Below are 26,174 nucleotides of genomic sequence, written 5' to 3' on the forward strand. Positions count from 1 at the left end.
CCGAACCAAGGCATGGTATCGCCAATGGCGACACAGCCAAACCAAGGCATGGTATCGCCAATGGCGACACAGCCGAACCAAGGCATGGTATCGCCGTTTGCGACACAGCCAAACCAAGGCATGGTATCGCCGTTTGCGACGCAGCCAAACCAAGGCATGGTATCGCCGTTTGCGACGCAGCCGAACCAAGGTATGGTGTCACCGTTTGCGACGCAGCCGAACCAAGGTATGGTGTCACCGTTCGCGACACAGCCGAATCAAGGCATGGTATCGCCGTTTGCGACACAGCCAAACCAAGGTATGACTTTCCCATCGAGCGTACAGCCTGAGTTTGGTTATGGCTCTGGCTCTGGTTATGGTCATGGCGGACATGGAAATGTAATGCCAGTTCAAGTACAAAATGATGGTGGTTATGGCTATCCAGTAGCCGGTTTCTCACCATTTTCGCAGCCATTTCCATCGAACCAAGGCTGGCCGCAAACGGCCGGTGTAGGCAATAAGAATCAGGATGATTGCGGCTGCAAAGGCAATCGCTCTGATCAAAATGCTGCCAAGGCGGTCGAAGTGGAAATTGAAAAACCAGTAAAGGCAGTTATACCGCGGAAAACGAACAAAAAGGCTGTTATCCGTACAGTTTCCGTAAGGTCTAATAAACCAAAAAACCGTGGTAACCAGCCTTGGATCAATCGATAAATAGAAGCAACCCCAGAGGTCTTATGTCCTTTGGGGTTTTCTTTATTTTAGGCTCTTTTCGTAAGGATAGCCGCGAAAGCGCGGCGGTGTAGCCCGTAAACGGGGTATCAGCAACGAGCAAATCAGCGTAATGGGCACAGTAAGCTATCGAGCAGGTTAATTGAACAAGTTATAAATTGAATGTTTAAAGTTATAGAGCATTTCTTTGTAATGAGGAATGCTTTTTATCTATGTCTAAAATTAAATTGACAATAACGATGAGAGGTGCATTTTATGGAACGAGGAACAACACTCTTTTTAAAGATAGCTGTTTTTATTATCGGAACTCCAGTTCTTGCTTTATGTATATTTGGGTTGCCTGGGATAGCCGCTAGAGATGCAGCAGCGCATCCAGAAACTGCCTACTTGCAGTATCCCTTTTTGATAGGTGCGTATATATCGGCAACACCGTTTTTCGTTGCCTTGTATCAGGCTTTAAAACTTTTAAGCTATATTGACCAGAACAAAGCCTTCTCGGAATTATCTGTTAGAGCTTTGAAGTATATAAAATACTGTGCAATCACCATCAGCACCTTGATTGTAATAGGAATATTATCCGTATTTATATTGATTACAGGTGAAGGTGAAGACATAGTAGGAACGGTCTGAGGTGAATAACATGGCAATGATAATTAATATTGATGTGATGCTGGCTAAAAGGAAAATGAGTGTAACAGAACTTTCGGAGAGGGTTGGAATAACAATGGCTAACCTTTCTATATTGAAAAATGGAAAGGCAAAAGCAATTAGGCTTTCAACTTAAGAGGCAATTTGCAAAGCATTAGAATGCCAACCTGGGGATATTTTAGAGTACAAAATTGAAGAAGATACTTAAATGCTATACATATTGTTATTTCTTTTTCCAAAAAAAATGAGTATTGGACGAGCAGCATAGTCTATGGATTATTAGGAGTAAATCATTTTGAATATTTATGTAATAATGGCGCATACTATCAAAAAATATAAAGAAGGGGTCTTCCCTATGATGGAATTCAGCCTTTGGAAAAACTTAAAGAAACGTTTACGGAGAAAGCGGCGGCCAGTTTGGATGTTAGGCGTTATTATATTTTGTTTGCTCGCAGGGTGGCTCTTTGTTGCTAATGATAATGAGGTATCAGCTGCGTCCGAGCCATACGTGAATCAAACCAGCGTTATTCGCATGCTGGAGCAGCAAGAAGAACTACTCTCAGTAGAGCTGCGTCTAATTTATGTGTGCGGCGAAGAATCTAAGACGCTAGGTCGAATGAGGGGTAAGGACGTTGTTCAGCTCGTGCAAGCACACCAGGAATGGAAGGTTATGTTGAATCAAGAGCAAAGCACCGTTCAGTTCGAGGAGCGTATCGAAGATTTGTCCGAGCATTGTAAAGCGAACGCTTATATGGGGGTCGACAAAAAAGGAAACCTTACGCTTTATGACGGCGCTCCCAAAAAAGAGAAGGTTGTTCGAACCTTTTTTCAGCTAGACGTACGCTATATGGAGAGCAGCTTGCCGCAAGATAAGTTGGATCAGCTTACCAGAGGAATTCGTATAAGCGACATGGACGAATACAATAGTGTACTCTCGACCTATAGCGACTACGCCATTGAGCAAAACCAGAAAGTAATGAAACCAACTTATTAGTCTGAGAGATTATAAAGGAGATCGCACATCATCGTGCGATCTCCTTTATTTATGTCTATAGGCTGAAATATCAAACGCGCGTTCTCATTCACGCCAACTTTTGCTATAATAGATGAAGCAACTTTAAGCAATGCTTACGAAGCAAGTTTTACATTGTTAAACTTTTGAGGAGATGACCGTTTGCGCGTTCTTGGAATTGACCCTGGTTATGCGATCGTTGGATTTGGATTCATAGATAAGATCGGACATAAGCTTACGCCCGTGCAATACGGTGCTATTCAGACGGAAGCCCATACGCCCTCAGAGCAGCGTTTGCTGCAAGTTTACGAGTCTGCGGGCGCTTTGATGGATAAATATAAGCCGGATACTGTTGGCATAGAGAAATTGTTTTTTAATCGAAACGTAACGACGGCTTTTGATGTGGCGCAGGCTAGAGGCGCCATTATTTTGGCTGCCACACAGCGTGGCTTGCCTATTGGAGAATATACACCGCTTCAAGTAAAGCAAGCGGTCGTTGGTTATGGTAAGGCTGAAAAGAAACAAGTACAAGAAATGGTTAAAGTCTTCTTGAAGCTCTCGGCGGTTCCGAAGCCCGATGATGTTGCCGATGCGTTAGCAGTGGCCATCTGTCATGCGCATTCCGTCGTATTGAATCAGAAAATTAATGAGGTGAAGCGTTCATGATCGATTTTTTAAGAGGCAATGTCGTACATTTAGAATCAGAATATATCGTTCTGGACGTAAGAGATACCGGATACCGAGTATTTACTCCTAATCCATATGCATTTGCCAAAAAAGAGGAACCTGTCGTCGTCTATATTCATCATAACGTCCGTGAGGATGCTGTTTTGCTGTTTGGTTTTGAGACCAGAGAGGAACAAACCTTGTTCCGTAAGCTGCTGGAGGTATCCGGCATTGGACCGCGCGTCGCTTTAGGTATTTTATCAGGCGGCAGACCAGATGCGGTTATTGCTGCTATTCAGCAGGAGAACATAGCGTTTCTCATTAAGCTTCCGGGCATAGGCAAGAAAACCGCACAGCGGATGATTCTTGATCTGAAGGACAAGCTGATCGGCGCGGGGCTGGATGGAGGTCTTTTGACGGCAGCAGGCGTAGCGCTTGATCTTACTTCGAGCAGACATTCAGGTCAAGGAGCAGGCACCGCTTGGCAAGAAGCAAGGGAAGGTCTTGCTGCGCTCGGCTACACTGCTGCGGAGCTTGATAAAGCATGGAATGGACTACAGCATAGCGTGACGGCAGAAGAATCGGTCGATTCTTTGATGAAGCGAGCTTTGCAGCAGCTATTTAAAGGTTAAAGTAGGGAGATGAAGGCAGATGGATGACAGAATCATTTCCGCCAACCTGATGATGGAAGATCAGGCAGTTGAACTCAGCTTGCGTCCCCGTTATTTAGCCGAATATATTGGGCAAACAAAAGCCAAGGAAAATTTAAAAATATATATTGAAGCAGCAAAACTACGTAAGGAAGCACTTGATCATGTGCTCTTGTATGGTCCTCCTGGTCTTGGTAAGACAACTTTGTCGAACATTATTGCCAATGAGCTCGGAGTCAATCTTCGCACGACATCCGGTCCTGCAATTGAACGTCCTGGTGATCTAGCTGCTTTGCTTACAAACCTTCAGGAAGGCGATGTTCTCTTTATCGACGAAATTCATCGCCTTCATCGCACAGTTGAAGAAGTTTTGTACCCAGCAATGGAAGACTTTGCGCTTGATATTATGATAGGCAAAGGACCAAGCGCCCGATCGGTTAGACTCGATTTGCCTCCGTTTACTTTAATTGGAGCAACTACAAGAGCTGGCTTACTATCAGCACCGCTTCGTGATCGTTTTGGCGTAGTGAGTCGACTAGAGTTTTACACGATGGATGAGCTGGCGTTCATCGTTGCTAGAACAGCAGAAATATTGAACGTCAGCATTGTAGGAGAAGCGGCTTCCGAGATTGCGATGCGGTCTAGAGGGACACCGCGGATTGCGAATCGCCTTCTTAAGCGAGTGCGTGATTTTGCACAAGTGCGCGGGGATGGAGTCATCACACATGATATCGCTCGTTCGGCGCTTGAGCTGCTGCAGGTAGATAAAATGGGCCTCGACCTCATCGATTTCAAAATGCTGCAAGCGATGATGACTACTTTTGCCGGCAGGCCTGTAGGTCTTGATACTATAGCAGCGACCATTGGCGAAGAAAGCCAGACAATTGAAGATGTGTATGAGCCGTATTTAATGCAAATCGGTTTTTTACAGCGAACGCCGCGAGGGCGGATTGCTACTGAAAACGCCTATCGACACCTAGGTCTTCCAATTCCGGGGAGGTAGTACTCCATGAGTTCAAGAGCCAAAGGTGCTTCTGAGAAACTATATGTGATCTATGATGGCCATTGCAATCTTTGCCTCGGATCTATAGCGAAGCTGAAGGAGCTCCACTCCATAGCAGATCTGCATTATGTACAAATTCAACAGTTGGAGGCAGCAGGCAGTACGGAACAGCTAATTCCCTCCGTTGGTCGGTTGAAATTCGAAGAGTTGTATGAGAAAATGCATGTTGCTGATGAGCAGGGGCAGCTGTTTGCTGGTGCGGATGGAGTTGTCCGCATATTAAGAACGGTAAAGGGCTTCCGCTGGTTATCTGTAATCTATCGAATACCTGGCATGAATCACATCGCGAATCGCCTGTATCGGTTTGTAGCGAAAAGAAGATATGAATGGTTTGGATCAACAGAACAAAGCTGTTCCGTTAATGGCTGCGAATTGCCGCAGAACAGAGGGGAGAATAATAGGAATGTCAATTAAACGGAATATGAAGCGTTACATGATCATGACGATCGCAATTGTGCTGCTTGCAACCGCTTGGACAGGCTCACCGTCACAGGCAGCAGTGCCAAAGCTCGACAATATTCGGGTTGCTTTGTTCATGCAATTACCTGGGAAATACGATGATACGACAGCAACTGCAACGTTCTCATCAACGAGTGGAATGAGCATTGGTGTGCGGCAGCCGGATGGCATCAATAATTGGTTTAATGTAGATGGAACTACTTCGGCTCGATTTACAGTTGACAGCTTTAAGGTGAAAGTTTACGAGACATCAACGTTTGCTTCAGCACTTGCTGTGCAGAAACGGCTGCAAGCTTTGAAGGGAGCAGCATTCATAACATCCCTATCGAAAAACGGAGCAATCGTCTATCAGGTCATAGAAGGTACATATAAAACAGCTGCTGAGGCTGGTACTGCACAAACGAAATGGACTGGTGACAGTGAGCTGTCTAAGCTGATCGGCGGTTTTAACTCAGTCGTTCAAGGTCCTCTTCATTTGGAAAGCGGCTTATTGCCAAGCAAAGCCGATGCGATAGCGGCTGCAAGCAGCTTCGGCGCAGTAGGCTTGGATGCCTATGTTGCCATTCGTTCACAGCAAAATGGATCATCGAGTTACTCCGTTATGGTCGGGGCTGCTGCAACAGATGCTGAGCTCCAAATCCTTAAAGCAGCTGCCGCAAAAGCTGCAGGCGGAGGAGCATTGAAGGAAGTCGAAGCAAGTTCGGCATACTTGCTTGTAAGGAATGATCATACCATAAGTGCCAAAGCAGAAAGCAGTACAGAGCTTTATATGTTTGCAGGTAGCGACACGAAGATAACGGTCTCGCCAATCGGGACTGATCCGATTAAGCTAACCGAGCGAAGCAGTCGCAGCTACAGAGGACTATTTGAGCTTAGTATACTAAATGGACGTATGGCAGTCGTAAATGAGCTGCCATTTGAACAATATTTATATTCGGTTGTAGGCGTGGAAATGTACCCAACGTGGCCAATCGAGGCACTTAAGGCACAAGCTGTAGCAGCACGGACTTATGCTTTAAATCGAGGATTTGGTTTCCAAATCGCACATGTCGTGGATACGACTTTAAGCCAGGCCTATTATGGCGTAGGCTCAGAGCGGCCGTCAACGATTGCTGCTGTTGAAGCGACCGCAGGAGAAGTCGCTTTGTACAATGGAAAAGCTATTGATGCCATTTATTCTGCTAACAGCGGTGGATTTACGGCTGATTCCAAAGAAGCATGGGGCAATGTGGTTCCTTATATGCAGGCAGTCAAGAGTCCAGACACTACGTCTGAGGTTGGGTTGCATAGCTGGTACCGCGTTGTAGTTCCTAGCGGTTCGATTGGTTATATTCGAGATGATTTACTTGTTGAGACCGGACAAACGACAGCAGCAGGAAGCCGTATTATGCAAGTCAATACAAATGGTACTAAGGTGCGCAAGCATCCCCTTATTCAAGATACCATTCCTGTTGTTGCTCAGGTTGACAATGGTACACAGGTCGTTGTACTAGACAAAAGCGTTGAGTCCAATTCGATGACATGGATACGTGGTCCTTTTAGCGCGCAAGAAATGTTATCTACGATTAATGCGAAAGCAAAGTCTCCTATTTCAGGTCCGCTTAAATCATTAGAAGTGAGCCAGCGCGGCGCTTCAGGTCGTGCTACAGAAGTTCTGGCTAATGGGCAGAAAGTGGTTGTTACCTATCCGATCGATTACCGCGCTGCATTAGGCGTGCAAGGCTCCTTGCCAAGTACATTGTTCCAGATCGAGGAAACAGCGAAAGTCGCTATGCTTGGTGCTAGCTCAGCGACGCGTACAAAACCATCAGATTCGAATCCTGTCTATATGATAAGTGCGGGCGGCACAAAAACAGAAGCTGTCAATGCAAACTTGTTTATACTTGATGGCAGTGGAAATATGCGTGCAGCAACCAAGGAGCCTTCCTACCGTTTTATAGGGTCAGGCAACGGACATGGAGTCGGATTATCACAATACGGAGCATTAAGTCTTGCTCAACAAGGGTATGACTATCAATATATTTTGAAATACTACTACAAAGATGTAACCATCGCTAAGGAATGATTGAATCGATATGAACGTTGAATGGTTTGATTTTGAATTGCCAGAACGGTTAATAGCCCAAACGCCATTGCTTGACAGAACAGCCTCAAAATTGCTTGCATTAAACAAGCAAACAGGCGAATTGACACACAATAAATTTACAGATTTAGAACAGTATGTTCGTTCCGGAGATGTCCTTGTTCTAAATGATACTAGAGTTATTCCCGCCCGTTTGACGGGGATGAAGAGCGATACTGGCGCTAAGATTGAGCTGTTGTTGTTGAAACAGCTTGAAGATGGCAGCTGGGATGCACTTGGGAAACCGGCGAAACGTCTAAAGGTAGGCACTGCATTATCCTTCGGAGATGATGGAGAAGGCAACCCACTGCTGCGCGCCGTTGTAGAGCAGGAAGGTGAAATGGGCGGAAGAACGATACGATTTGTTTACGAGGGTATATTCCAGGAGCTGCTTGACCGGCTGGGAGAAATGCCATTGCCTCCTTATATAAAGGAAAGGCTTGAAGAACGAGAGCGATATCAGACCGTGTATTCCAAGCATGCAGGATCAGCAGCAGCGCCAACGGCTGGCTTGCATTTTACGGGTGAATTTCTTGAGAGGCTGCAGGCCAAGGGCGTCAAGCTGGCTTACGTAACGCTGCATGTTGGACTAGGTACGTTCCGTCCAATGTCAGTTGAGCTCGTTGAGGATCATGAAATGCATGCAGAGTACTACGAGCTCAATGAGCAAAATGCCGCAATAATTAATGAAGCCAAACGGAGCGGAGCACGTATTATCGCTGTAGGGACAACCTCTTCCCGTACTCTTGAGACAGTAGCAGCTCGATTTGATGATAAGAGGATCGAAGCTTGCAGTGGCTGGACATCTATTTTTATTTTCCCAGGTTACGAGTTTAAACTTGTGAATGCATTACTCACTAATTTTCATTTACCAAAGTCAACGCTCGTTATGCTTGTAAGTGCGCTGGCTGGACGCGATGCTGTCATGCACGCCTATGAAGAAGCGGTAGCTCATGAATATCGATTTTTCAGCTTTGGCGATGCCATGTTTATTTATTAAATAGGAATAGGAAGCGTGAATTGTGGCTGTAAAATATGAATTAATCAAACAATGCAAACAATCAGGAGCAAGACTAGGACGTGTACACACTCCACATGGCGTGATAGAGACGCCTACCTTCATGCCAGTAGGCACACAAGCTACCGTAAAAACAATGAGTCCAGAAGAGCTGAAAGCGATGGATGCTCAGATTATTTTGAGCAACACATACCATTTGTTTCTAAGACCGGGACATGACATTGTAAGAAATGCAGGCGGATTGCATAAGTTCATGAACTGGGATCGACCAATCCTAACGGACAGCGGTGGATTTCAAGTTTTTAGTCTTAGTGAAATGCGCAAGATTACCGAAGAAGGCGTACACTTTCGTTCCCATCTCAATGGCGACAAGAAGTTTCTCTCACCAGAGGTAGCGATGGAAATTCAAAATGCTCTTGGCTCGGATATTATGATGGCATTTGATGAATGTCCACCATTTCCTGCCGAGCATGACTACGTGAAGAAATCGTTGGAGCGGACGACGCGTTGGGCCGAGCGTTGCCTTAAGGCTCATGCAAGACCACATGATCAAGGGCTGTTCGCTATTGTTCAGGGGGGAATGTACAAGGATTTGCGTATTCAAAGCGCAAATGATTTGACTTCCATGGATTTCCCGGGGTATGCTATTGGTGGACTGAGTGTAGGCGAGCCTAAGCATCTAATGTATGATGTACTCGACTATACGGTTCCCATTTTGCCAGCGAATAAACCACGCTATCTGATGGGAGTCGGCTCGCCGGATGCCTTAATTGAAGGGTCTATCCGCGGTATTGATATGTTCGATTGTGTTCTGCCAACACGGATTGCTCGCAATGGGACAACAATGACAAGCCAAGGAAGACTCGTAATCCGTAATGCGAAATACGCCGAAGATTATGGTCCTTTGGATCCAGAGTGTTCATGTTATACATGCACGAATTATTCCAGAGCTTATATCCGGCATTTAATTAAAGCGGATGAGACGTTTGGTATGAGGCTGACGACTTATCACAATTTGCATTTCTTGCTTCAACTCATGCGGGACGTTCGGCAAGCGATCATGGATGACCGGTTGCTTGATTTCCGGGATTCCTTCTTCACGAGCTACGGCCTGTTCGATAATGAGAAAGGGTTTTGAAAGGGGGGATTTCGATGTGGCTAGCAGCAGGTGAAGCAGGTTCAACTAATATTCTAGGTATGATTTGGCCATTTGTACTTATGTTTGCGGTTTTTTACTTCTTACTTATTCGTCCGCAACAGAAGAAACAAAAGCAACGTAGTTCAATGCTTAACCAATTGAAAAAAGGCGATAAAATTTCAACAATTGGTGGATTGCATGGCACAGTGGTGGAGCTCAGCGATGATACAGTTGTTCTTCGTGTAAACGATACAACAAAAATGACATTTGAGCGCAGCGCGATTAACACGATTATCAATTCTGCACCAGCAGTAACGGAATAAGAAATATCAAAATGAAAAACGGCTGACATGCTTGCATGTCAGCCGTTTTTTTTTTTTTTGTAAATGTTCATTTCTTCATATTTACGCCAATCATACCGCCAAATGCACCTGCAAGAAGAGCAGCTCCAAGGAGAAGAAGACTGTGTACGGATACGGAAGCATTCGATGCAAGGAAGCTGATAATGATGACAATTGATCCGTAAAGCAATCCGAGTATTGCGCCATTATACCAGCCTTTTCTTTCTGAGCGTCTTCCTGAGGTGAAGCCGCCAGCCAGCGCTGCGCAGCCATGAACCAGCATGGCATTAGTGGGCAGACTGCTTTCCTTCATTCCCGTAAAATGCAAAAGCAGTGAGAGCAGCAATGCGCCTACTGCTAGCCAAATGATAGAAAAAAGCACTCCGGCAAGCAAAGGTGAAGCGATTAAAGGCGGTTTAGGTGCTTGTTTAACCGAGCTCATCATATTCCCCCCAGCGTTATGAACGTATTACTTATCCATATGGTCAAGCTAGGTAGAATAGTACATGTATTAGTTTGACAGCATGTATTTATGAGCAGCTTATGTCTCATTCCCATATATTCGTATAAACAGCAGGAGTATGATGTAGTAACACGTAGGTCAGAATAGCTTTACGGACAAAACGCAGCTGGCATCAGCTCGAATGATAAAGACGAGGAGGCGGTTTCCTTTGGAATTTTGGAGCCTGTTGATCCGGACGATAATGATTTATTTCGTCGTATTTCTGATCATGCGTTTTATGGGGAAACGAGAAATAGGTAAACTATCCGTGTTCGATCTCGTTATTTCAGTCATGATTGCGGAGATTGCAGTCATTGTTATTGAAGACATGGAGCGGTCGATGTGGGAAGGGATTTTACCAATGGTCGTCTTGATGGTTATTCAAGTAGGCAGTGCTTTTATGACGATGAAAAGCCGAAAGCTAAGGTTGCTGTTTGATGGCAAACCAAGCGTGATTATTGACAAGGGCAAGTTGAATAGTGATGTCATGCGCAAGCAACGCTACAATTTAGATGACTTGATGCTTCAGCTAAGGGAAAATAAAATCAGTGCCGTGTCCGATGTTGAATTTGCTATTTTGGAGACAAGCGGTAAGCTCTCCGTCATACCAAAGGAGAATGTCGATGAGTCTGAAGGAACCCGTAATGAAGGTCAGGCATCAGATCGATCGGATCAAAAGCTTAAGCTGTACAACCAAACGAATGTTTTTCCACCAAAATATCGATTCGAAATACTGCCTGTCCCGCTTATTATGGATGGCAAAGTACAGGATAAAAATTTGGAAAATCTTGAGAAGACGAGATTTTGGCTTAAAAATGTTTTGCAGGAAAGAGGCGTCTTTGATTTTAAGGATGTATTTTTTTGTACAATAGACTATAAAGGCAAGCTGTTTATCGATACGCACGATAAAAAACCGCGGTAAAGAGAGGGCTTATCCCTTTCTTTAATGCGGTTTTTATAATTGAAACTTAACTAAATTATTTAAACCAAGCACCGAATAATGGTACGCGCGCCATATCATGGCGATCAATAATTTTCATCACAATCATCAAGATTAAATAAATGATTACACTAGCCGCACAAGCGAGAAGCAAATTTACCCATTCGATGGAGAGTGGTTCATGATTCATCGTAAACCTGGCGGCGGCACCCATAATAATCATAGCGGTGCCAACTTTTACAAAGTCAAGCAGCTTCATATGGAAGCCAATGAACCTCAAAACGCTAATACCATGCAATAATGTGACGAGTACGATATTGACGTTAATGGCAATTAAAGCACCATATATTCCAAAATCAGCATTTGATGCAAGTTGGACAATGAGAAAGAGCTTAACCACCGCACCAATCAATGTGTTGATTAATGCAGTTCCCGGTTTATTAAGTGCTTGAAGTGCTGCCTGCAAAGGTGCCTGCAAATAAATGAAAATGCCAACGGGAGCTATGAGTTGGAGCATGGGGGCTATTTCGGCATGATTGTATACAATACGGCAGATCGGTTCCGCTAACAATGCCATGATGACAACAAACGGTGCACCGGAAACAAGCGCTAGTCGCATCGACTGATGAAGTCGTTTGTGGATTAAAGCATGATCACCTCGAGCAGCCGCTTCGGATAAGGATGGAACAAGAGATACGGCAAGAGAGTAGGTTAATGCGGTTGGCAGCAGTAGAAGTGGTATGATCATACCCTGCAAAGCCCCATATTGCGCAGTGGCGATGCCTGTTGTAATCCCAGCCGCTGCTAAGCTCCGAACGGTTAGGATGGATTCCAGCAAGTAGGAGAAGGAGCCAACTAATCGACTCCCTGTGACGGGTATTGATAAGCTGAGCAATTTTCGCAACACGGGAACGTTTTTGGCAGCTTTTTGACTTGATTGACTGAGAGCATTGTGTTTAATACGGGACTTGTCGCGGTAATATTTCCAAAGCAGTACTGCTAGGCCTCCTATCTCTCCAACGACTGCGCCAAGCATAGCGCCAGCCGCTGCCCATTCAAGTCCATAAGGCAGGAGCATAAATGAAAATGATAACGAAGCAATGATACGAAGCAAGGTTTCTACAATTTGAGATACTGCGGTAGGAATCATGTTTTGTTTACCTTGGAAATAACCACGATAGACCGAGGATATGCCAATAATAAGCAGCATAGGAGTCATAACCATAAAGGTGTTATATACCCGCGAATCTGGCAGTACATGTTTTGTAATCCAGGGTGCAAAAATTACCATTAAGGCAGTCAACAATATGCCAAGCGAGATAACAAGCCCCATTGCCGTTCGGAAAATGTACTTTACACGAGTCGTATCGCCTTGCGACTCCGCTTCAGCAATCCATTTGGCAACAGCAAGCGGAATGCCCCCGGTAATCAGGGTAATCATGACAGTCAGAAAAGGATAGCTGAGCTGATATAATCCTACGCCTTCTGCTCCCATGATACGAGGGAGCGCAATGCGAGGTGCGAATCCGAGCAGCCTGTTAATTAAGCCGGCGGCAAGCAAAATCATAGCGCCTTTTATAAAGTTTTGCTTTGTTTGATCCGATCGCTTTGTCATCATGAATTACCCTCTTCTCTATCATGGAATAGCTAATCCTGTCCTGTCGGTAATGTGATACGAAGTGGTTAGACAAGCAGGTACTATCATCTTTATGCGCGGCATGTCCAGTTCCATGTCAGTCATTTTATAGATTAGCGATGAGGCGGGCAGGAAAAAGACAGCGACACAGCGAATAGAAGGGTTACAGCTTTATGTCATAAGCTTTTGGGAGGCGCAGCATGGCAGACGAAGAATTAAATCGTATGATTGAGGAGCTATGCAACAGCAAAGCGGAGGAGTTTCATCTCATTGGCTATGAACATGTAACAGGCCAAGAGGTTTGGGAATGCGTAAGCGAGAAATATAATAAGTCGGGTCAGCCCGAGCTGCATGAATTAGTAAATGATATTTTATCTTTAAAGGTTATGAAATTCATGAATTTCATGACGATTAGCGCATACAAAGGAACCCAATTCTAAATTGACGGTTTCTTTTTTTTTTGACTCGATTTTGTCCCGTCTGTATAATAGGCATATTGAGATCATAAGGGGGATTTAGACGTATGTTCGGGAAGAGAATAATAGCCTTCCTTGCGATCGTAGTCATTATGTTTGGCGTTATCGCTTGGACAGGCCCATCGCTAGTAAAAGATGTAAGGCTAGGCCTTGATTTAAAAGGCGGATTTGAGGTTTTGTACGAAGCTACGCCGCTTGAAGGCGGAGAAGCTGTAACACCGGAATCATTAAAGGAAACGGCAAGAAGCTTAGAAAAACGGATTGACGAGCTCGGTATTGTGGAGCCTGAGATTACGACAGAAGGCTCGAATCGCATTCGCTTAAGACTAGCGGGAGTTACGAACGAGAATGAAGTAAGAGACATTCTTGCCAAACCAATTAATTTGACTTTCCGCGCACCTGACGGCACGATCGAGCTTGACGGCAGCGACTTTAAGCAAAATGGTGCAGGTATTGGATATGATGAACTTGGAAAACCATTTATCACCATTGAACTCAAAGATGGGAAAAAATTCGAAGAAATTACGGGACGTCTAGCGGGTCAATACTTGGCTATTTATCTCGATGAAAAAGAGTTGTCTAGACCGAACGTGAGTGGTGCTATTCCTGGTGGCTCTGCTACAATTACCGGTAATTATACAGTAACTGAAGCAAGAGAAACGGCAGATATGATTAATCTAGGAGCATTGCCACTTAAGCTCACTGAAAAATATACGCAAAGCGTTGGCGCAAAGCTTGGACTAGAGTCATTGAAAGAGACAGTTGAAGCGGGAATTATCGGAACAGTCATTATTTTGGTATTTCTTGTTATTTTGTTCCGTATTCCAGGTATTGTTGCCGGTATTACTGTAATTACGTATACTTGGCTTTTGATTGTTGTGTTCAATTTAATGAATGCGACCCTCACGCTTCCAGGTATAGCCGCCTTTGTACTTGGTATAGGTATGGCGGTCGATGCAAATATCATCATGTATGAACGAATTAAGGAAGAGATTCGAAGCGGAAAAAGCTTGCTTTCTTCCCTTAAAGCCGGATCAAAAAACTCATTCCGTACAATTATGGATGCGAACATTACGAACATCATCTCAAGCGCTGTATTGTACTTTATCGGTAACGGCGCGATTCGCGGTTTTGCATTAACGATGATTTTCAGTATTTTGGTAAGTATGCTGACAAACATCTTCTTGTCCCGCTTTTTGATTATGCTCCTAATTAAGAGCAAGCTATTTACAAAACCAAGCTACTATGGTGTGAAGGAGGCAGAAATCCGTGAACTTTAATACAAAAATTCGTTATGATTTCATCGGGAACCGCAATAAGTTCTTTCTGTTCTCGATCACGTTAACCGTAATAGGCATCTTGTCCTTGCTTTTTTTCAGCCTTAATTTCGGTGTTGATTTCAAGGCTGGTACGAATATGGATATTTCAATAGGCAAAGCAGCTACACAACAGGATGCTAAAGAGATTCTTGTAAAAGCAGGAATTGAAGGCATTACGCCTACGATTGGCGGCACAGGAAATGAACGAGTAACGGCTCGTTTTGACGAAGTGCTTACACAAGCCAAAATTACTGAAATCCAAGATGGTTTCAAAGCGAAGTACGGTGATCAAGTATCAGCTGAGGTTAACGTCGTATCACCTGACATGGCGCAAGAGCTTGGGATCAAGACGATCTGGGCAGTTCTGATTGCCAGCGTAGCGATTATGATTTATGTAATGATCCGTTTTGAATGGCGCTTTGCGCTGGCAGCGAACATTGCGATTTTGTACGATGCGTTTGTAGTCGTCGCTTTATTCTCGATTTTCCGTCTGGAAGTTGATCTGCCGTTTATCGCGGCGGTGCTGACGACAATTGGTTATTCTATTAATGATAAAATCGTTATTTTTGACCGGATTCGCGAAAATCTTCGTTTTGGTCAATATAAAAACCGTGAGCAGCTCGCTGAGATGGTTAATGCTAGTATTTGGCAAACGATGGCGCGGAATATTTATACGGTATTAGCTGTGCTTATCGTTGCTGTATGTTTGTTCATCTTCGGCAGCGAATCAATCAAGCTATTCGCGCTTGCGAAAATTATCGGTCTATCGAGCGGAGCGTACTCATCCATTTGTATCGCGAGCCCGCTTTGGTTATTGCTTAAAGGTAAACAAAAGCAGAAGGCTGTCGTTAAGAAAACAGCTTAATGATAAGGATTTGAAAGCTTACGAAGTGGTTTTGCATTCGCAAAACCTAAGTACATGCTTACGAAGTATTCGCAAAACCTAAGTATAAGCTTACGAAGTGGTTTTGCATTCGCAAAACCTTTAGGAGGTACAAATGTCAACCACACAGCGATATGCAAAAGCAGAGTCCGCAAGTTGGGCCGGCTTATGGGGAAACATGCTGCTGGCTCTATTTAAAGGTGTGATAGGATGGTTGTCAGGAAGCAAAGCGCTGCTCGCGGATGCATTTCGAACAGCTGCTGAGGTCGCTGCTGGGGTTGCTGCCCTGTCGGGTTTAAGGGCAAGCCGGCAGAAGAAAATGGCGAATCCAATTTCTAAAGCGGCACCTATGGATGCAAGAGGAGAGACGGCAACAACGATACTGTTGTCTGTCGTCCTTCTCATCATTGGGCTCGAAATAGGCATATCTGCCATAAGAGATCTTTCTGATCGTGTAACAAGTGCTCCGCATTGGAGCGCAGCTGTGGCAATTGCGCTCGCTCTCATCGTTCAACAGCTGTTTTTCCCATCGAAGGATCGAATGACAGGACTTTATTGTTCGGTCGCGGCCTTAGTGGGAGCAAGCGGAGCGATTATTGGTAAAATGCTAAATGTTCCGGTTCTCTATTATTTTGATCCGGCGGCAGCGATTGTTATAGCGGTAATTGTCATCGTAAACGGCTACAGAATGGCCACTGTCTCCATGCGCAAAGATGACCAAAGTAATGCTTCAGAGGAAAATCCTGATGAGCTGATGCAGCTCATTCAACGTGTTGACGGAGTAATTACCGTACAAACATTGCGAGCGAAAGAGCATGGTCATTATGTCATAGCAGAAATGGTCATTAGTGTTAATCCACGCATTTCTGTTCTTGAGGGTCAAGAGATTGCCAAAAGGGTAAAGCAGCTCGTTATGAAACGTTTTATACATGTCACTGATGTATCGATTTTCGTTGAGCCTTATGATCCTGGTTATCCTTATAAGTCTAATCATGATCCGAATCAGGAGCAGATGCCGACACTGCTGCAATAAGAACAGCAAACAGCAGGAGGGGAGCAAGCAGCATGATTCAAAGGAAAACAAGATGGGCTGTATCACCGTGGTCTGTTACCGATGAAGCAAAAGCGAAAGATTTGGCATCGAACCTGAGCTTGCCGCCGTTAGTAGCGAGACTTCTCGTGCAGCGCGGCTTTGATGATACCGATGCGGCTGAACGTTTTTTGCGAGGCGGGGTGGAGCATTTTCATGATCCCTATTTATTGCTTGGAATGGAAGCTGCTGTCGAACGTATAAGACGAGCAGCTTCGAACCATGAGAAAATACGGATTTATGGCGATTATGATGCTGACGGTGTCTCAAGTACATCATTATTGGTACATTTATTTCGTTCTTTAGATTATCAATTCGATTATTATATTCCGCATCGTGCTTTGGAAGGTTATGGATTAAATAAAAAAGCGATTGACCTTGCCAAGGAAGAAGGCATCGGCTTAATCGTTACCGTTGATACAGGCATTAGCGCTGTTGAAGAAATTGATTATGCGAAGCAGCTGGGGATTGACGTTGTTGTAACCGATCATCATGAGCCTCCTGAGCGTATTCCAAATGCTTCAGCTGTCGTGAATCCTAAGCAGGCGGGCTGCGGCTATCCGTTTAAAGGACTTGCAGGAGTTGGCGTTGCATTCAAGCTTGCACATGCTCTGTTAGAGCGCCCTCCGCTTGAATGGGCCGATATTGTAAGTCTAGGAACAGTCGCTGATTTAATGCCGCTTAAGGACGAGAATCGTATTTTTGTTCGCTGCGGCTTGGATCGATTGCGCAGTCATGCAGGTGTAGGTTTCCGAGCATTAGCCGAGGCTGGCGGCATTGAGCTGGACAGCATCACAGCGACAGGCATTGCTTTTGGCATGGCACCGCGTATTAATGCAGCCGGCAGATTAGATCATGCGAAACGTGCGGTCGAACTCCTTACAACCGAGGATTATGACAATGCTATTTTGACCGCAATTGGACTGGACAGCTTGAACAAAGAACGGCAGCGCGTAGTGGAGAGCATCGTTAAGGAAGCCGAACTGCAGTGGCAGGCCAAATGCGAGGAAGCTGCAGCGGCCGACTTAACACCTCCGCCGGTCATTGTGCTTGCAGGTGAAGGCTGGAACGTTGGCGTCATCGGTATCGTTGCCTCGAAGCTGCTGGAACGCAATTATAAGCCGGTTATTATTCTTGGAATAGATGAGCAGACAGGGATGTGTAAAGGCTCTGCGCGCTCGATAGAAGGCTTCGACCTGCATGCAGCACTTACAGCTTGTGATGAGCTTCTCGATCATTATGGAGGACACCAGGCAGCTGCCGGAATGAGCCTTCATCGTGATCGATTGTCGGAATTTGAACAGAAACTTGGCGAACTGGCTGCTTCATGGCTCAGTGCTGACGATTGGATTCCGAAAACAACCGTTGATCTCGTATGCTCGGTTAACGAAGCAACACTTGATACGATTACGGAGCTTTCCCAGCTTGAACCGTTCGGGATGGGAAACCCATCACCGAGACTACTGTTCAAGAAGACGGAACTTGCTGATCGGCGTACGATAGGCAAGGAATCGCGACATCTAAAGCTGTCACTTGGCAGCGGCCGTCGTTTATTAGACGGAATCGGCTTCAGCATGGGCATGCTCGCTGAAGGATTAAAGCCTGGCAGCAAAATTGATGTTGTTGGCGAATTATCTGTCAACGAATGGAACGGGCAGCGCAAGCCGCAGCTTCAGTTGCATGATGTGCATTTTGATCCATCTGCTGCTGAATTTCCAGAGCGAGAGCAATTCGGCAAAGTGTATCAGTACTTGAGACAGCTGGGGCAAGTTCCGCTTCAAGGATTAAATGCTCGCTTATCGAAGCAAAGTGGTTTATCCTTAGAGACGGTTGAGCTAATGCTGGCTGTGTTCGAGGAGCTGCAATTTATCGAACGAGACAATGGGCTAATGCATGCTGCAGCGTCTCCTCAAAAAAGGGATTTAGCTACTTCTGAACGCTATCGAGAAGCAAAAGCGCAATTCGAAGCTACACAAATGTAGATATAAGGCAATACATTATTATGAATAGTTAGAAATGGAAAGGGTTGACCTCAAGTGTCCAACACACAATACAACTTCAAAGATTACATCCGGGTAATTCCTGATTTCCCGCAACCAGGTATCCGATTCAAAGATATTACGACGCTTCTGAAAGACGGTGGGGCGTATCGTGCTGCGATTGAAGAAATGCGTGCAGCCGTTCAACATATGAAAATTGATGTTATTGCAGGACCAGAAGCGCGCGGCTTCGTAGTAGGCGCACCATTAGCCATTGCACTAGGTGTAGGCTTTGCTCCGATTCGCAAAAGTGGGAAACTGCCAGGCGAGACCATTACAGCCAGCTACGATTTGGAGTATGGACAGGATCAGCTTGCTATGCACAAGGATGCAATCTCACCTGGACAGCGTGTACTCATTGCTGACGATCTGCTTGCAACTGGCGGAACAATCGCAACATCGATCAATCTAGTCAACCAACTCGGCGGTGAAGTAGTAGGAGCAGCTTTTCTAATTGAGCTTGCTTACTTAACAGGTCGTGAGAAGCTCGATGGAATCGAAGTGTTCTCTCTCATGACTTACGCATAATTCAAGCCGTATGATTTCTCTATAAAATGACCGCCTATCCCCTTTTATCGCATTTTGCGAGAAGGCCAGGCGGTTTTATTTTATTGTTGTAGGGGCCTGGTAGTTGACGCGGTACTGTGATTACAGGCATAATATTATAAAAACTCGGAAAACGCATGAATGGGATCCGCCAGGAGTGTAATCAGAAAGGGACGTTTCATGGGCATTGAGCATTTACTCGAGAAGGCATCCGCCTATATGAAAGAGCAGGACCTTATACGCATCCAGGAAGCCTATGACTTTGCGGAACAAGCCCATCACGGACAAGTACGGAAATCGGGAGAGCCATATATTCTGCACCCCGTAGCGGTGGCGGATATTCTTGTTGATATGCAAATGGACGTGCTGTCGATCATTGCGGCATTGCTCCATGATGTCGTTGAGGATACAACTGTAGATTTGCAGACGGTTCGCGCGAAATTTGGCGAAACCTGTGCGATGCTGGTAGACGGTCTAACGAAGCTCGAAAAAATTCAATTTCGTTCTAAAGAAGAGCAGCAAAACGAAAATTACCGCAAAATGTTTGTCGCGATGGCTCAGGACATTCGTGTCATTTTAATAAAATTAGCAGACCGGCTTCATAACATGCGCACGCTAAAGTTCCAATCGGAAGAAGCGCAGCGGCGTATCGCTTATGAGACGTTGGAAATATTTTGCCCGATTGCTCACCGATTAGGTATTTCGGCGATCAAATGGGAAATGGAAGATATCGCGCTTCGTTATTTGAATCCGCAGCAATACTACCGTATTGCCAATCTTATGAAGAAGAAGCGTGCCGAACGCGAGCAGTTTATTGAAGATGTCATCTCCCGTATTACGGAGAAGCTTGAAGAAATGGGCATTGAGGGAGATATCTCCGGTCGTCCAAAGCATTTGTACAGCATTTACAAAAAAATGACCGATCGCAACAAGCAGTTTACTGAGATTTATGATCTGCTTGCTATCCGCATAATCGTAGATAACATTAAGGACTGTTATGCTACGCTCGGTATCATTCATACGCTCTGGAAACCGATGCCAGGCCGCTTTAAGGACTACATCGCTATGCCGAAGGCGAATATGTATCAATCGCTGCATACGACCGTTATAGGGCCTAATGGAGAGCCTACAGAGGTTCAGATTCGAACATGGGAAATGCACCGTACCTCGGAATACGGAATTGCGGCACATTGGGCTTATAAAGAGGGCTCGCTTGTACCAGGCGGCAACTTTGAAGACAAAATGTCATGGTTCCGTGAAATATTAGAACTTCAGCATGAAGCACGTGATGCGTCGGAGTTTATGGAGTCGCTTAAAATGGACTTCTTTGCCGATCTCGTATTCGTGTTTACGCCTAGCGGTGAAGTTATTGAGCTGCCTGCAGGCTCGGTACCGCTTGATTTTGCATACCGGATTCATACCGAAGTCGGTAATCGAACGATTGGCGCGAAGCTGAACGGTCGTATTGTTCCGCTTGACCATAAGTTGAAAACGGGCGATATCGTTGAAATATTAACGTCGAAGCATTCATATGGCCCAAGTCAGGATTGGGTGAAAATTGCGCAGTCCTCGCATGCCAGAAGTAAAATTCGGCAGTGGTTCAAAAAAGAACGGCGCGAAGAAAACGTCGCTAAGGGTAAGGATCTGCTTGAGCGGGAACTGAAGCGGTTGGGGCTTGAGCCTTCGGCATGGCAGCAAGAAGATAAGCTGCAGGAGGCTGCTGCGAAGTTTGCATTTAACGACATTGAGGATATGATGTCTGCGATTGGCTTTGGCGGAATTACAGCGGCGCAAATTTGCACGAAACTAACTGAGAAGATGCGCAGAGAGGCCGAACTGGCTAGCCAGATCGAGCTAACAAGCGAGATCAAGGAAATTAAGTCGCCGGGCAATCGCAAATCTCGTCCAAATCAAGGCGTGACCGTGAAGGGCATCGACAATCTGCTTGTTCGCTTTGCGCGCTGCTGCAACCCTGTACCGGGCGATGCGATCATAGGATACATTACCCGCGGACGCGGCGTTTCTGTCCACCGCATGGATTGTTTGAACATTCCGTTTGGCGATCAGGGTGAAGAGGGCGAACGCGTTATAGAGGTGGAGTGGGAAGATAATATCGATGCTAATTACAGCGTCGATATCGAAATAACGGGACACGATCGCAGAGGACTTCTGAATGAAGTGCTGCAGGCCGTTTCAGAAAGCAAAACGAATATTTCAGCTGTAACGGGGCGTTCTGTAAAAAACAAAATGTCGCATATTCATATGACGGTGCTTATCCGTAATGTCGAGCACCTCACTTCGGTTGTTGAGAAAATAAAACGAGTACAGGATATCTATTCTGTTCAACGGATTATGCAATAATCGTTTTGCTCTTGCAGCATAAAGCGCGAAACGAATATCGGAGGTTTTTAGCAGTGAAGGTAGTCGTTCAACGGAGTAAACAGGCAAAGGTAGACATTGAGGGTGAAACTGTAGGTTCTATCGAATCAGGACTTGTTCTGCTTGTAGGCATGACGCATGAGGACACGGAAACAGATGTCAAGTGGATGGCGGACAAGGTAGCTAACCTGCGAATTTTCGAGGATGAGTCAGGTAAAATGAATCATTCTATTTCAGATATCGGCGGGCAGCTGTTATCTGTCTCACAGTTTACGCTGTATGGAGACTGCCGTAAAGGCAGACGGCCTAATTTCATGGCGGCGGCTAGACCCGAGCAGGCAGAGCAGTTATACGATTTGTTTAATGAGACGCTTCGTTCCTTAGGTTTGACTGTGGAGACAGGACGTTTCGGTGCGATGATGGATGTGGAGCTCATTAATTCAGGGCCTGTAACGTTAATTTTGGAGAGCAGTATTTAATATGGGCAGAGCGGGTAACAATATAGTGTAAGCTGTGCAGGCATCTCGAGAAGCTTGTACAAGCAGTATGCCATATTGGAGGTAAACCGCGAATGCACCAATCACGCAAGGAACAAGGAATGGAACGATCATCTCGCAGGCTGCTTCATTCAGATCGCAGAGAAGCTAAGATCTTTGCAGAGCTTGAGGAAGATATGGAAGCAGCGGAAGAATGGGCGGGCTTCCCGCAGCACCCACGCCGTGATCATTCGGGTCAACTATAGCTAATCCTATGACCGCCTGGGCCCAAAGCTTGGGCGGTTATCTTTAGGCATAGAGCCGTGTTTAGCTGGGAAAAGCGGCATCTTTAGGAAATCATCATTAAAACGCTTTCGAAATTGTAATATTATTGTAATCAATCTCTAACTTTTTTTTAATATCATTAACCTATAATAGAACTCGACCCCCTTTTTAAAATATATTTTACTTTTGGACCTACAAACATGTTTTGTAGGTTTTTTTCTGCCTATTAGATTCAGGTTAGAGCTGTAAGGGCAGATCGATCTTGACTTTAATCATAGTCAGAGGTAAAATTAATCCTCAGTATAGATATGGATTCGTTGATGGGACAAAGTAATTCTACGCCTTATATTCAGAGAGGGACGTCACTTGGCTGCAAGCGTCCTTATATTGGCAGAATGAACAGACTTCCCGGAGAACAGACGGTGAACGGCAGGGTGGCAGCAAGCAATTAGGCTTGCAGCTGACGCATAGTAGCTGGACTGCGGATGACGGACGTTAACCGTCTTTGAGCGAGCTGTTGCATAGGATGCAGGCTCGAAATGTGGGTGGTACCACGGGAGATTCACTCTCGTCCCTTATGGCGCAAGCTATTAGGAACGGGAGTTTTTTGCGTTTTCCGAAATTTAACCCGTTTATTATGAAAGCAGGAGGGGTTATTCAATGGCATTTCAGAAAATGCCAGGCACACAGGATATTTTGCCTGGCGCGGTAGAGAGATGGCAGTATGTGGAGCAAAAGGCTCGAGATATTTGTCAGCGTTATAATTTCCGGGAAATTCGAACGCCGATATTTGAATCTACAGAGCTATTTCAGCGTGGAGTCGGTGAGACGACCGATATTGTTGAGAAAGAGATGTATACCTTCACAGACCGCGGCAACCGCAGTCTAACGCTTCGTCCAGAAGGAACCGCAGGCGTTGTAAGGTCTTACGTGGAGAATAAGCTATACGGCGAGCCAGACGTGTCTAAACTGTATTATATCGGGCCCATGTTCCGATATGAACGGCCGCAGGCAGGACGTTATCGCCAGCTGCATCAATTTGGCGTCGAAGCTATCGGCTCGGTTGATCCTGCTATAGATGCAGAAGTCATTGCATTAGGCTATACCTTTTATACGGAGGTTGGTCTAAAAGGCGTACGGGTTGAAATTAATTCCGTCGGAACACCGGCTGTTCGTGCTGTTTTCCGTGATCGCTTGCTTGCTTTCCTAGAGCCTAAGCGTGAGCTGCTCTGCAAGGATTGTCAATCACGGATGGATCGCAATCCACTTCGCGTACTCGATTGCAAAGTCGATCAAGAGCATTTTACGGATGCGCCATCTATTTTGGACAGCTTGGACGAGGAATGCCAAATTCACTTTGATAAAGTGAAAATGTATTTGAGTGATATGGGCATTCCTTATGAAATTAATCATCGCCTTGTTCGCGGACTCGACTACTATACCCATACGGCCTTTGAATATAAGGCAGAAGGAATTGGTACGATCGATACTGTCGGTGGAGGCGGTCGCTATAACGGCCTTGTATCGGAAATCGGCGGTCCTGAACAGCCGGGTGTCGGTCTTGGCTTAGGTCTTGAAAGAACGATTTTGCTGCTTCAGCATCAAGAAACGGAATTGCCTGTTTTTAATCAGATCGATGTGTATGTAGTTGCGTTAGGCGAAGCTGCGGAGCGCGAGGTAACTAAGCTCGTATACCAGCTAAGACAGCAAGGCATACGTGCAGAGCGCGATTATCTTGGCCGTAAGATGAAGGCGCAAATGAAGTCGGCAGACCGTCTTCAGGCCCGTTTTACTGCTATACTTGGCGATGATGAGCTTGCGCGCGGCGAAATTTCCTTGAAAGACATGGCAAAAGGCGAGCAGCGTGTTGTTGCACTGGATAAGCTTGCTGAAGAAATTAGCAATTCATTTTCAACACATAAATAAATCTAACTAAACGAGGAGCATGAACACTATGTTGTTAAAAACACATCACTGCGGCCGCTTAACGAAAGCGGACGTTGGTCAATCGGTTATTCTAAATGGCTGGGTGCAACGTCGCCGCGATCTTGGTGGCGTCCTATTTATCGATCTTCGCGACCGTTCTGGTATTGTACAAACGGTATTTAACCCGGATTTCTCCGGTGACGCTCTAGCGATCGCTGATCGCGCGCGTAATGAATTCGTACTTGCCATTCAAGGAACAGTAGTTGAGCGCGATGCTGAAACTTACAACGCTAACCTTGCAACCGGCGAAATTGAAGTTCGTGTTACGAAAATCGAAGTGTTGAACGCGGCAAAAACGCCTCCATTCCCAATCGAGGATGGCGTAGAAGTAGATGAGTCGCTTCGCTTGAAATATCGTTACCTGGACCTGCGTCGTCCAGAAATGCAAAAAACGTTGTTCCTTCGTTCGAAAGCAGCAAAGGTTTTCCGCGATTTCCTAGACGGAGAAGGCTTCATCGACGTGGAAACACCTATTTTAACGAAAAGCACGCCTGAAGGCGCGCGTGATTACTTGGTGCCAAGCCGTGTGCATGAAGGTGAATTTTTTGCATTGCCGCAATCGCCGCAAATCTTTAAGCAGCTTCTGATGGTTGGCGGTATTGAGCGTTACTACCAAATCGCTCGTTGCTTCCGCGATGAGGATCTTCGTGCAGACCGTCAACCGGAATTCACGCAAGTCGACATCGAGACCTCTTTCCTTTCGCAAGATCAATTGCTTGCAATGATGGAAGAGCTAACGGCTAAGCTTCTAAAAGAGACAGTAGGCGTAGAGCTTGAGCTTCCGTTCCAACGCATTACTTATGCGGATGCAATGAACAAATACGGCTCCGACAAACCGGACCTTCGTTTCGACCTTGAAATTAAAGATATAACCGATATCGTATCAAGCAGTGATGTAAAAGTGTTCGCAAGCGTTGCTGCAGGCGGCGGCGTTGTTAAAGCATTGAACGCTAAGGGCTGTGCAAGCTGGAGCCGCAAAGAGCTTGATGACTTGCAGCCATTCGCTGCTCGTTACGGCGGTAAAGGGCTAGCTTGGATTACGGTGAAGGATGGCGAATGGCGTGGACCGATCGTTAAATTCCTTAAGCCGGAAGAGATTGCGGCGCTTACAGAGCGTTTGCAAGTTGAAGACGGAGATTTGCTAACTTTCTCTGCGGATAAGAAAAAAGTGGTTTGCGATGTACTTGGCAACCTGCGCTCTAAACTTGGTAAAGACCTAGGCTTGATCGACGAATCCAAATTCAAGTTTGCTTGGGTTGTTGACTTCCCATTGCTTGGATGGGATGAGGATGCGAAGCGTTATGTAGCGGAACACCACCCATTCACACGTCCAAATGAAGATGACCTTCATTTCTTTGATACGGATCCAGGACAAATTCGCGCACAAGCGTATGATCTAGTTCTGAACGGTTATGAAGTTGGCGGCGGCTCCATGCGTATCTACAAGCGTGAAGTACAAGAACAAATGTTCAAAGCGCTTGGCTTCAGCATGGAAGAAGCACAAGAGAAATTCGGCTTCTTGCTGGATGCATTTGAATACGGAACACCTCCACACGGCGGTATTGCCTTTGGTTTCGACCGTCTGGTTATGCTGCTTACTGGCCGCACGAATCTGCGTGAAACGATTGCATTCCCTAAAACGGCAAGTGCTACAGATCTTCTCTGCGATGCGCCGTCCGAGGTTGAGCTGTCGCAGCTCGAGCAATTGCATATCCGTACTGTTCTTAAGCCAAAACAACCTGTTGCATCGGCAGCTGCTGCAGCAACAGAAACTAACGAAAAATAAGCA

General features: G+C 45.6%; 23 protein-coding genes and 3 pseudogenes. 24 read left to right on the forward strand and 2 right to left on the reverse strand.

Features of this window, described 5'->3' with window-relative positions:
- The 12 genes and pseudogenes from AC787_RS34155 to yajC form a co-directional block, all read left to right on the forward strand.
- A pseudogene (locus AC787_RS34155) lies at positions 1 to 693 on the forward strand (hypothetical protein); the annotation flags it as partial.
- 273 nt (positions 694 to 966) lie between these two features.
- Positions 967 to 1,338 (forward strand): annotated as a pseudogene (locus AC787_RS22605) (DUF2975 domain-containing protein); the annotation flags it as partial.
- 13 nt (positions 1,339 to 1,351) lie between these two features.
- Positions 1,352 to 1,567: pseudogene (locus AC787_RS22610) on the forward strand (helix-turn-helix domain-containing protein).
- Between the two features lie 147 nt (positions 1,568 to 1,714).
- Positions 1,715 to 2,353 (forward strand): BofC C-terminal domain-containing protein, encoded by a 639-nt coding sequence (locus AC787_RS22615; protein ID WP_054028147.1) that lies wholly within the window; start codon positions 1,715 to 1,717, stop codon positions 2,351 to 2,353.
- A 180-nt stretch (positions 2,354 to 2,533) separates the two neighbouring features.
- Positions 2,534 to 3,037 (forward strand): crossover junction endodeoxyribonuclease RuvC, encoded by a 504-nt coding sequence (gene ruvC, locus AC787_RS22620; RefSeq protein ID WP_054027249.1) that lies wholly within the window; start codon positions 2,534 to 2,536, stop codon positions 3,035 to 3,037.
- Complete coding sequence (gene ruvA / locus AC787_RS22625; RefSeq protein WP_054027250.1) at positions 3,034 to 3,669, forward strand: Holliday junction branch migration protein RuvA; 636 nt, start codon at positions 3,034 to 3,036, stop codon at positions 3,667 to 3,669. Before ruvC ends, ruvA begins: the two co-directional genes overlap by 4 nt.
- Before the next feature lie 19 nt (positions 3,670 to 3,688).
- Positions 3,689 to 4,690 (forward strand): Holliday junction branch migration DNA helicase RuvB, encoded by a 1,002-nt coding sequence (gene ruvB, locus AC787_RS22630; protein WP_054027251.1) that lies wholly within the window; start codon positions 3,689 to 3,691, stop codon positions 4,688 to 4,690.
- A 6-nt stretch (positions 4,691 to 4,696) separates the two neighbouring features.
- Complete coding sequence (locus tag AC787_RS22635; RefSeq protein WP_054027252.1) at positions 4,697 to 5,164, forward strand: thiol-disulfide oxidoreductase DCC family protein; 468 nt, start codon at positions 4,697 to 4,699, stop codon at positions 5,162 to 5,164.
- On the forward strand, positions 5,154 to 7,274 hold the full coding sequence (locus AC787_RS22640) for a SpoIID/LytB domain-containing protein (RefSeq protein ID WP_054027253.1): 2,121 nt from the start codon (positions 5,154 to 5,156) through the stop codon (positions 7,272 to 7,274). The genes AC787_RS22635 and AC787_RS22640 overlap by 11 nt, the downstream gene beginning before the upstream one ends.
- Before the next feature lie 10 nt (positions 7,275 to 7,284).
- Positions 7,285 to 8,331 (forward strand): tRNA preQ1(34) S-adenosylmethionine ribosyltransferase-isomerase QueA, encoded by a 1,047-nt coding sequence (gene queA, locus AC787_RS22645; RefSeq protein WP_054027254.1) that lies wholly within the window; start codon positions 7,285 to 7,287, stop codon positions 8,329 to 8,331.
- Between the two features lie 19 nt (positions 8,332 to 8,350).
- On the forward strand, positions 8,351 to 9,487 hold the full coding sequence (tgt, locus tag AC787_RS22650; protein WP_054027255.1) for a tRNA guanosine(34) transglycosylase Tgt: 1,137 nt from the start codon (positions 8,351 to 8,353) through the stop codon (positions 9,485 to 9,487).
- A 14-nt stretch (positions 9,488 to 9,501) separates the two neighbouring features.
- Positions 9,502 to 9,810 carry a preprotein translocase subunit YajC gene (gene yajC / locus AC787_RS22655; RefSeq protein ID WP_054027256.1) on the forward strand — a complete coding sequence of 103 codons (309 nt, stop codon included), beginning with the start codon at positions 9,502 to 9,504 and terminating at the stop codon, positions 9,808 to 9,810.
- Between the two features lie 67 nt (positions 9,811 to 9,877).
- Here the strand turns inward: yajC and AC787_RS22660 are convergent, their stop codons facing one another.
- Entirely contained in the window at positions 9,878 to 10,270 is a 393-nt protein-coding gene (locus AC787_RS22660) for a TIGR04086 family membrane protein (protein WP_054027257.1), read from the reverse strand.
- Between the two features lie 229 nt (positions 10,271 to 10,499).
- On the opposite strand from AC787_RS22660, the gene AC787_RS22665 reads away from it, so the two are divergent.
- The gene (locus tag AC787_RS22665; RefSeq protein WP_054027258.1) at positions 10,500 to 11,252 is read left to right on the forward strand and encodes a DUF421 domain-containing protein; all 753 of its coding nucleotides are present in this window, start codon (positions 10,500 to 10,502) and stop codon (positions 11,250 to 11,252) included.
- Between the two features lie 55 nt (positions 11,253 to 11,307).
- Here AC787_RS22665 and spoVB read toward each other — a convergent pair whose 3' ends face one another.
- Positions 11,308 to 12,888, reverse strand: a complete 1,581-nt coding sequence (gene spoVB / locus AC787_RS22670; protein ID WP_235561095.1) for a stage V sporulation protein B — start codon at positions 12,886 to 12,888, stop codon at positions 11,308 to 11,310.
- Positions 12,889 to 13,106: 218 nt separating this feature from the next.
- On the opposite strand from spoVB, the gene AC787_RS22675 reads away from it, so the two are divergent.
- From AC787_RS22675 to aspS, 11 genes are all read left to right on the forward strand, one after another.
- Positions 13,107 to 13,346, forward strand: a complete 240-nt coding sequence (locus tag AC787_RS22675) for a post-transcriptional regulator (protein ID WP_054027259.1) — start codon at positions 13,107 to 13,109, stop codon at positions 13,344 to 13,346.
- An 83-nt stretch (positions 13,347 to 13,429) separates the two neighbouring features.
- Positions 13,430 to 14,662 carry a protein translocase subunit SecD gene (gene secD / locus AC787_RS33375; protein WP_082361050.1) on the forward strand — a complete coding sequence of 411 codons (1,233 nt, stop codon included), beginning with the start codon at positions 13,430 to 13,432 and terminating at the stop codon, positions 14,660 to 14,662.
- Positions 14,652 to 15,566: a protein translocase subunit SecF gene (secF, locus tag AC787_RS33380; RefSeq protein ID WP_082361051.1), complete on the forward strand. Its 915-nt coding sequence runs from the start codon at positions 14,652 to 14,654 to the stop codon at positions 15,564 to 15,566. Before secD ends, secF begins: the two co-directional genes overlap by 11 nt.
- A gap of 133 nt (positions 15,567 to 15,699) precedes the next feature.
- Complete coding sequence (locus tag AC787_RS22685) at positions 15,700 to 16,617, forward strand: cation diffusion facilitator family transporter (RefSeq protein WP_054027260.1); 918 nt, start codon at positions 15,700 to 15,702, stop codon at positions 16,615 to 16,617.
- A gap of 32 nt (positions 16,618 to 16,649) precedes the next feature.
- On the forward strand, positions 16,650 to 18,656 hold the full coding sequence (gene recJ / locus AC787_RS22690) for a single-stranded-DNA-specific exonuclease RecJ (RefSeq protein WP_054027261.1): 2,007 nt from the start codon (positions 16,650 to 16,652) through the stop codon (positions 18,654 to 18,656).
- Between the two features lie 54 nt (positions 18,657 to 18,710).
- Positions 18,711 to 19,241: an adenine phosphoribosyltransferase gene (locus AC787_RS22695; RefSeq protein WP_054027262.1), complete on the forward strand. Its 531-nt coding sequence runs from the start codon at positions 18,711 to 18,713 to the stop codon at positions 19,239 to 19,241.
- 198 nt (positions 19,242 to 19,439) lie between these two features.
- Positions 19,440 to 21,620, forward strand: a complete 2,181-nt coding sequence (locus AC787_RS22700) for a RelA/SpoT family protein (RefSeq protein WP_054027263.1) — start codon at positions 19,440 to 19,442, stop codon at positions 21,618 to 21,620.
- Positions 21,621 to 21,673: 53 nt separating this feature from the next.
- A complete protein-coding gene (gene dtd / locus AC787_RS22705; RefSeq protein WP_054027264.1) occupies positions 21,674 to 22,117 on the forward strand; it encodes a D-aminoacyl-tRNA deacylase in 444 nt (147 codons plus the stop codon).
- Positions 22,118 to 22,209: 92 nt separating this feature from the next.
- Positions 22,210 to 22,380, forward strand: coding sequence for a hypothetical protein (locus AC787_RS34510; protein ID WP_162839327.1), 171 nt, complete (start codon positions 22,210 to 22,212; stop codon positions 22,378 to 22,380).
- Positions 22,381 to 23,059: 679 nt separating this feature from the next.
- Positions 23,060 to 24,325: a histidine--tRNA ligase gene (gene hisS, locus AC787_RS22710; protein WP_054027265.1), complete on the forward strand. Its 1,266-nt coding sequence runs from the start codon at positions 23,060 to 23,062 to the stop codon at positions 24,323 to 24,325.
- Positions 24,326 to 24,353: 28 nt separating this feature from the next.
- A complete protein-coding gene (gene aspS / locus AC787_RS22715) occupies positions 24,354 to 26,171 on the forward strand; it encodes an aspartate--tRNA ligase (protein WP_054027266.1) in 1,818 nt (605 codons plus the stop codon).
- Positions 26,172 to 26,174: the final 3 nt, after the last annotated feature.

Origin of the sequence: Bacillus sp. FJAT-28004, from assembly GCF_001280845.1 — a bacterium.
In the GTDB taxonomy this organism is placed as follows: Bacteria; Bacillota; Bacilli; order Paenibacillales; family Paenibacillaceae; genus Pristimantibacillus.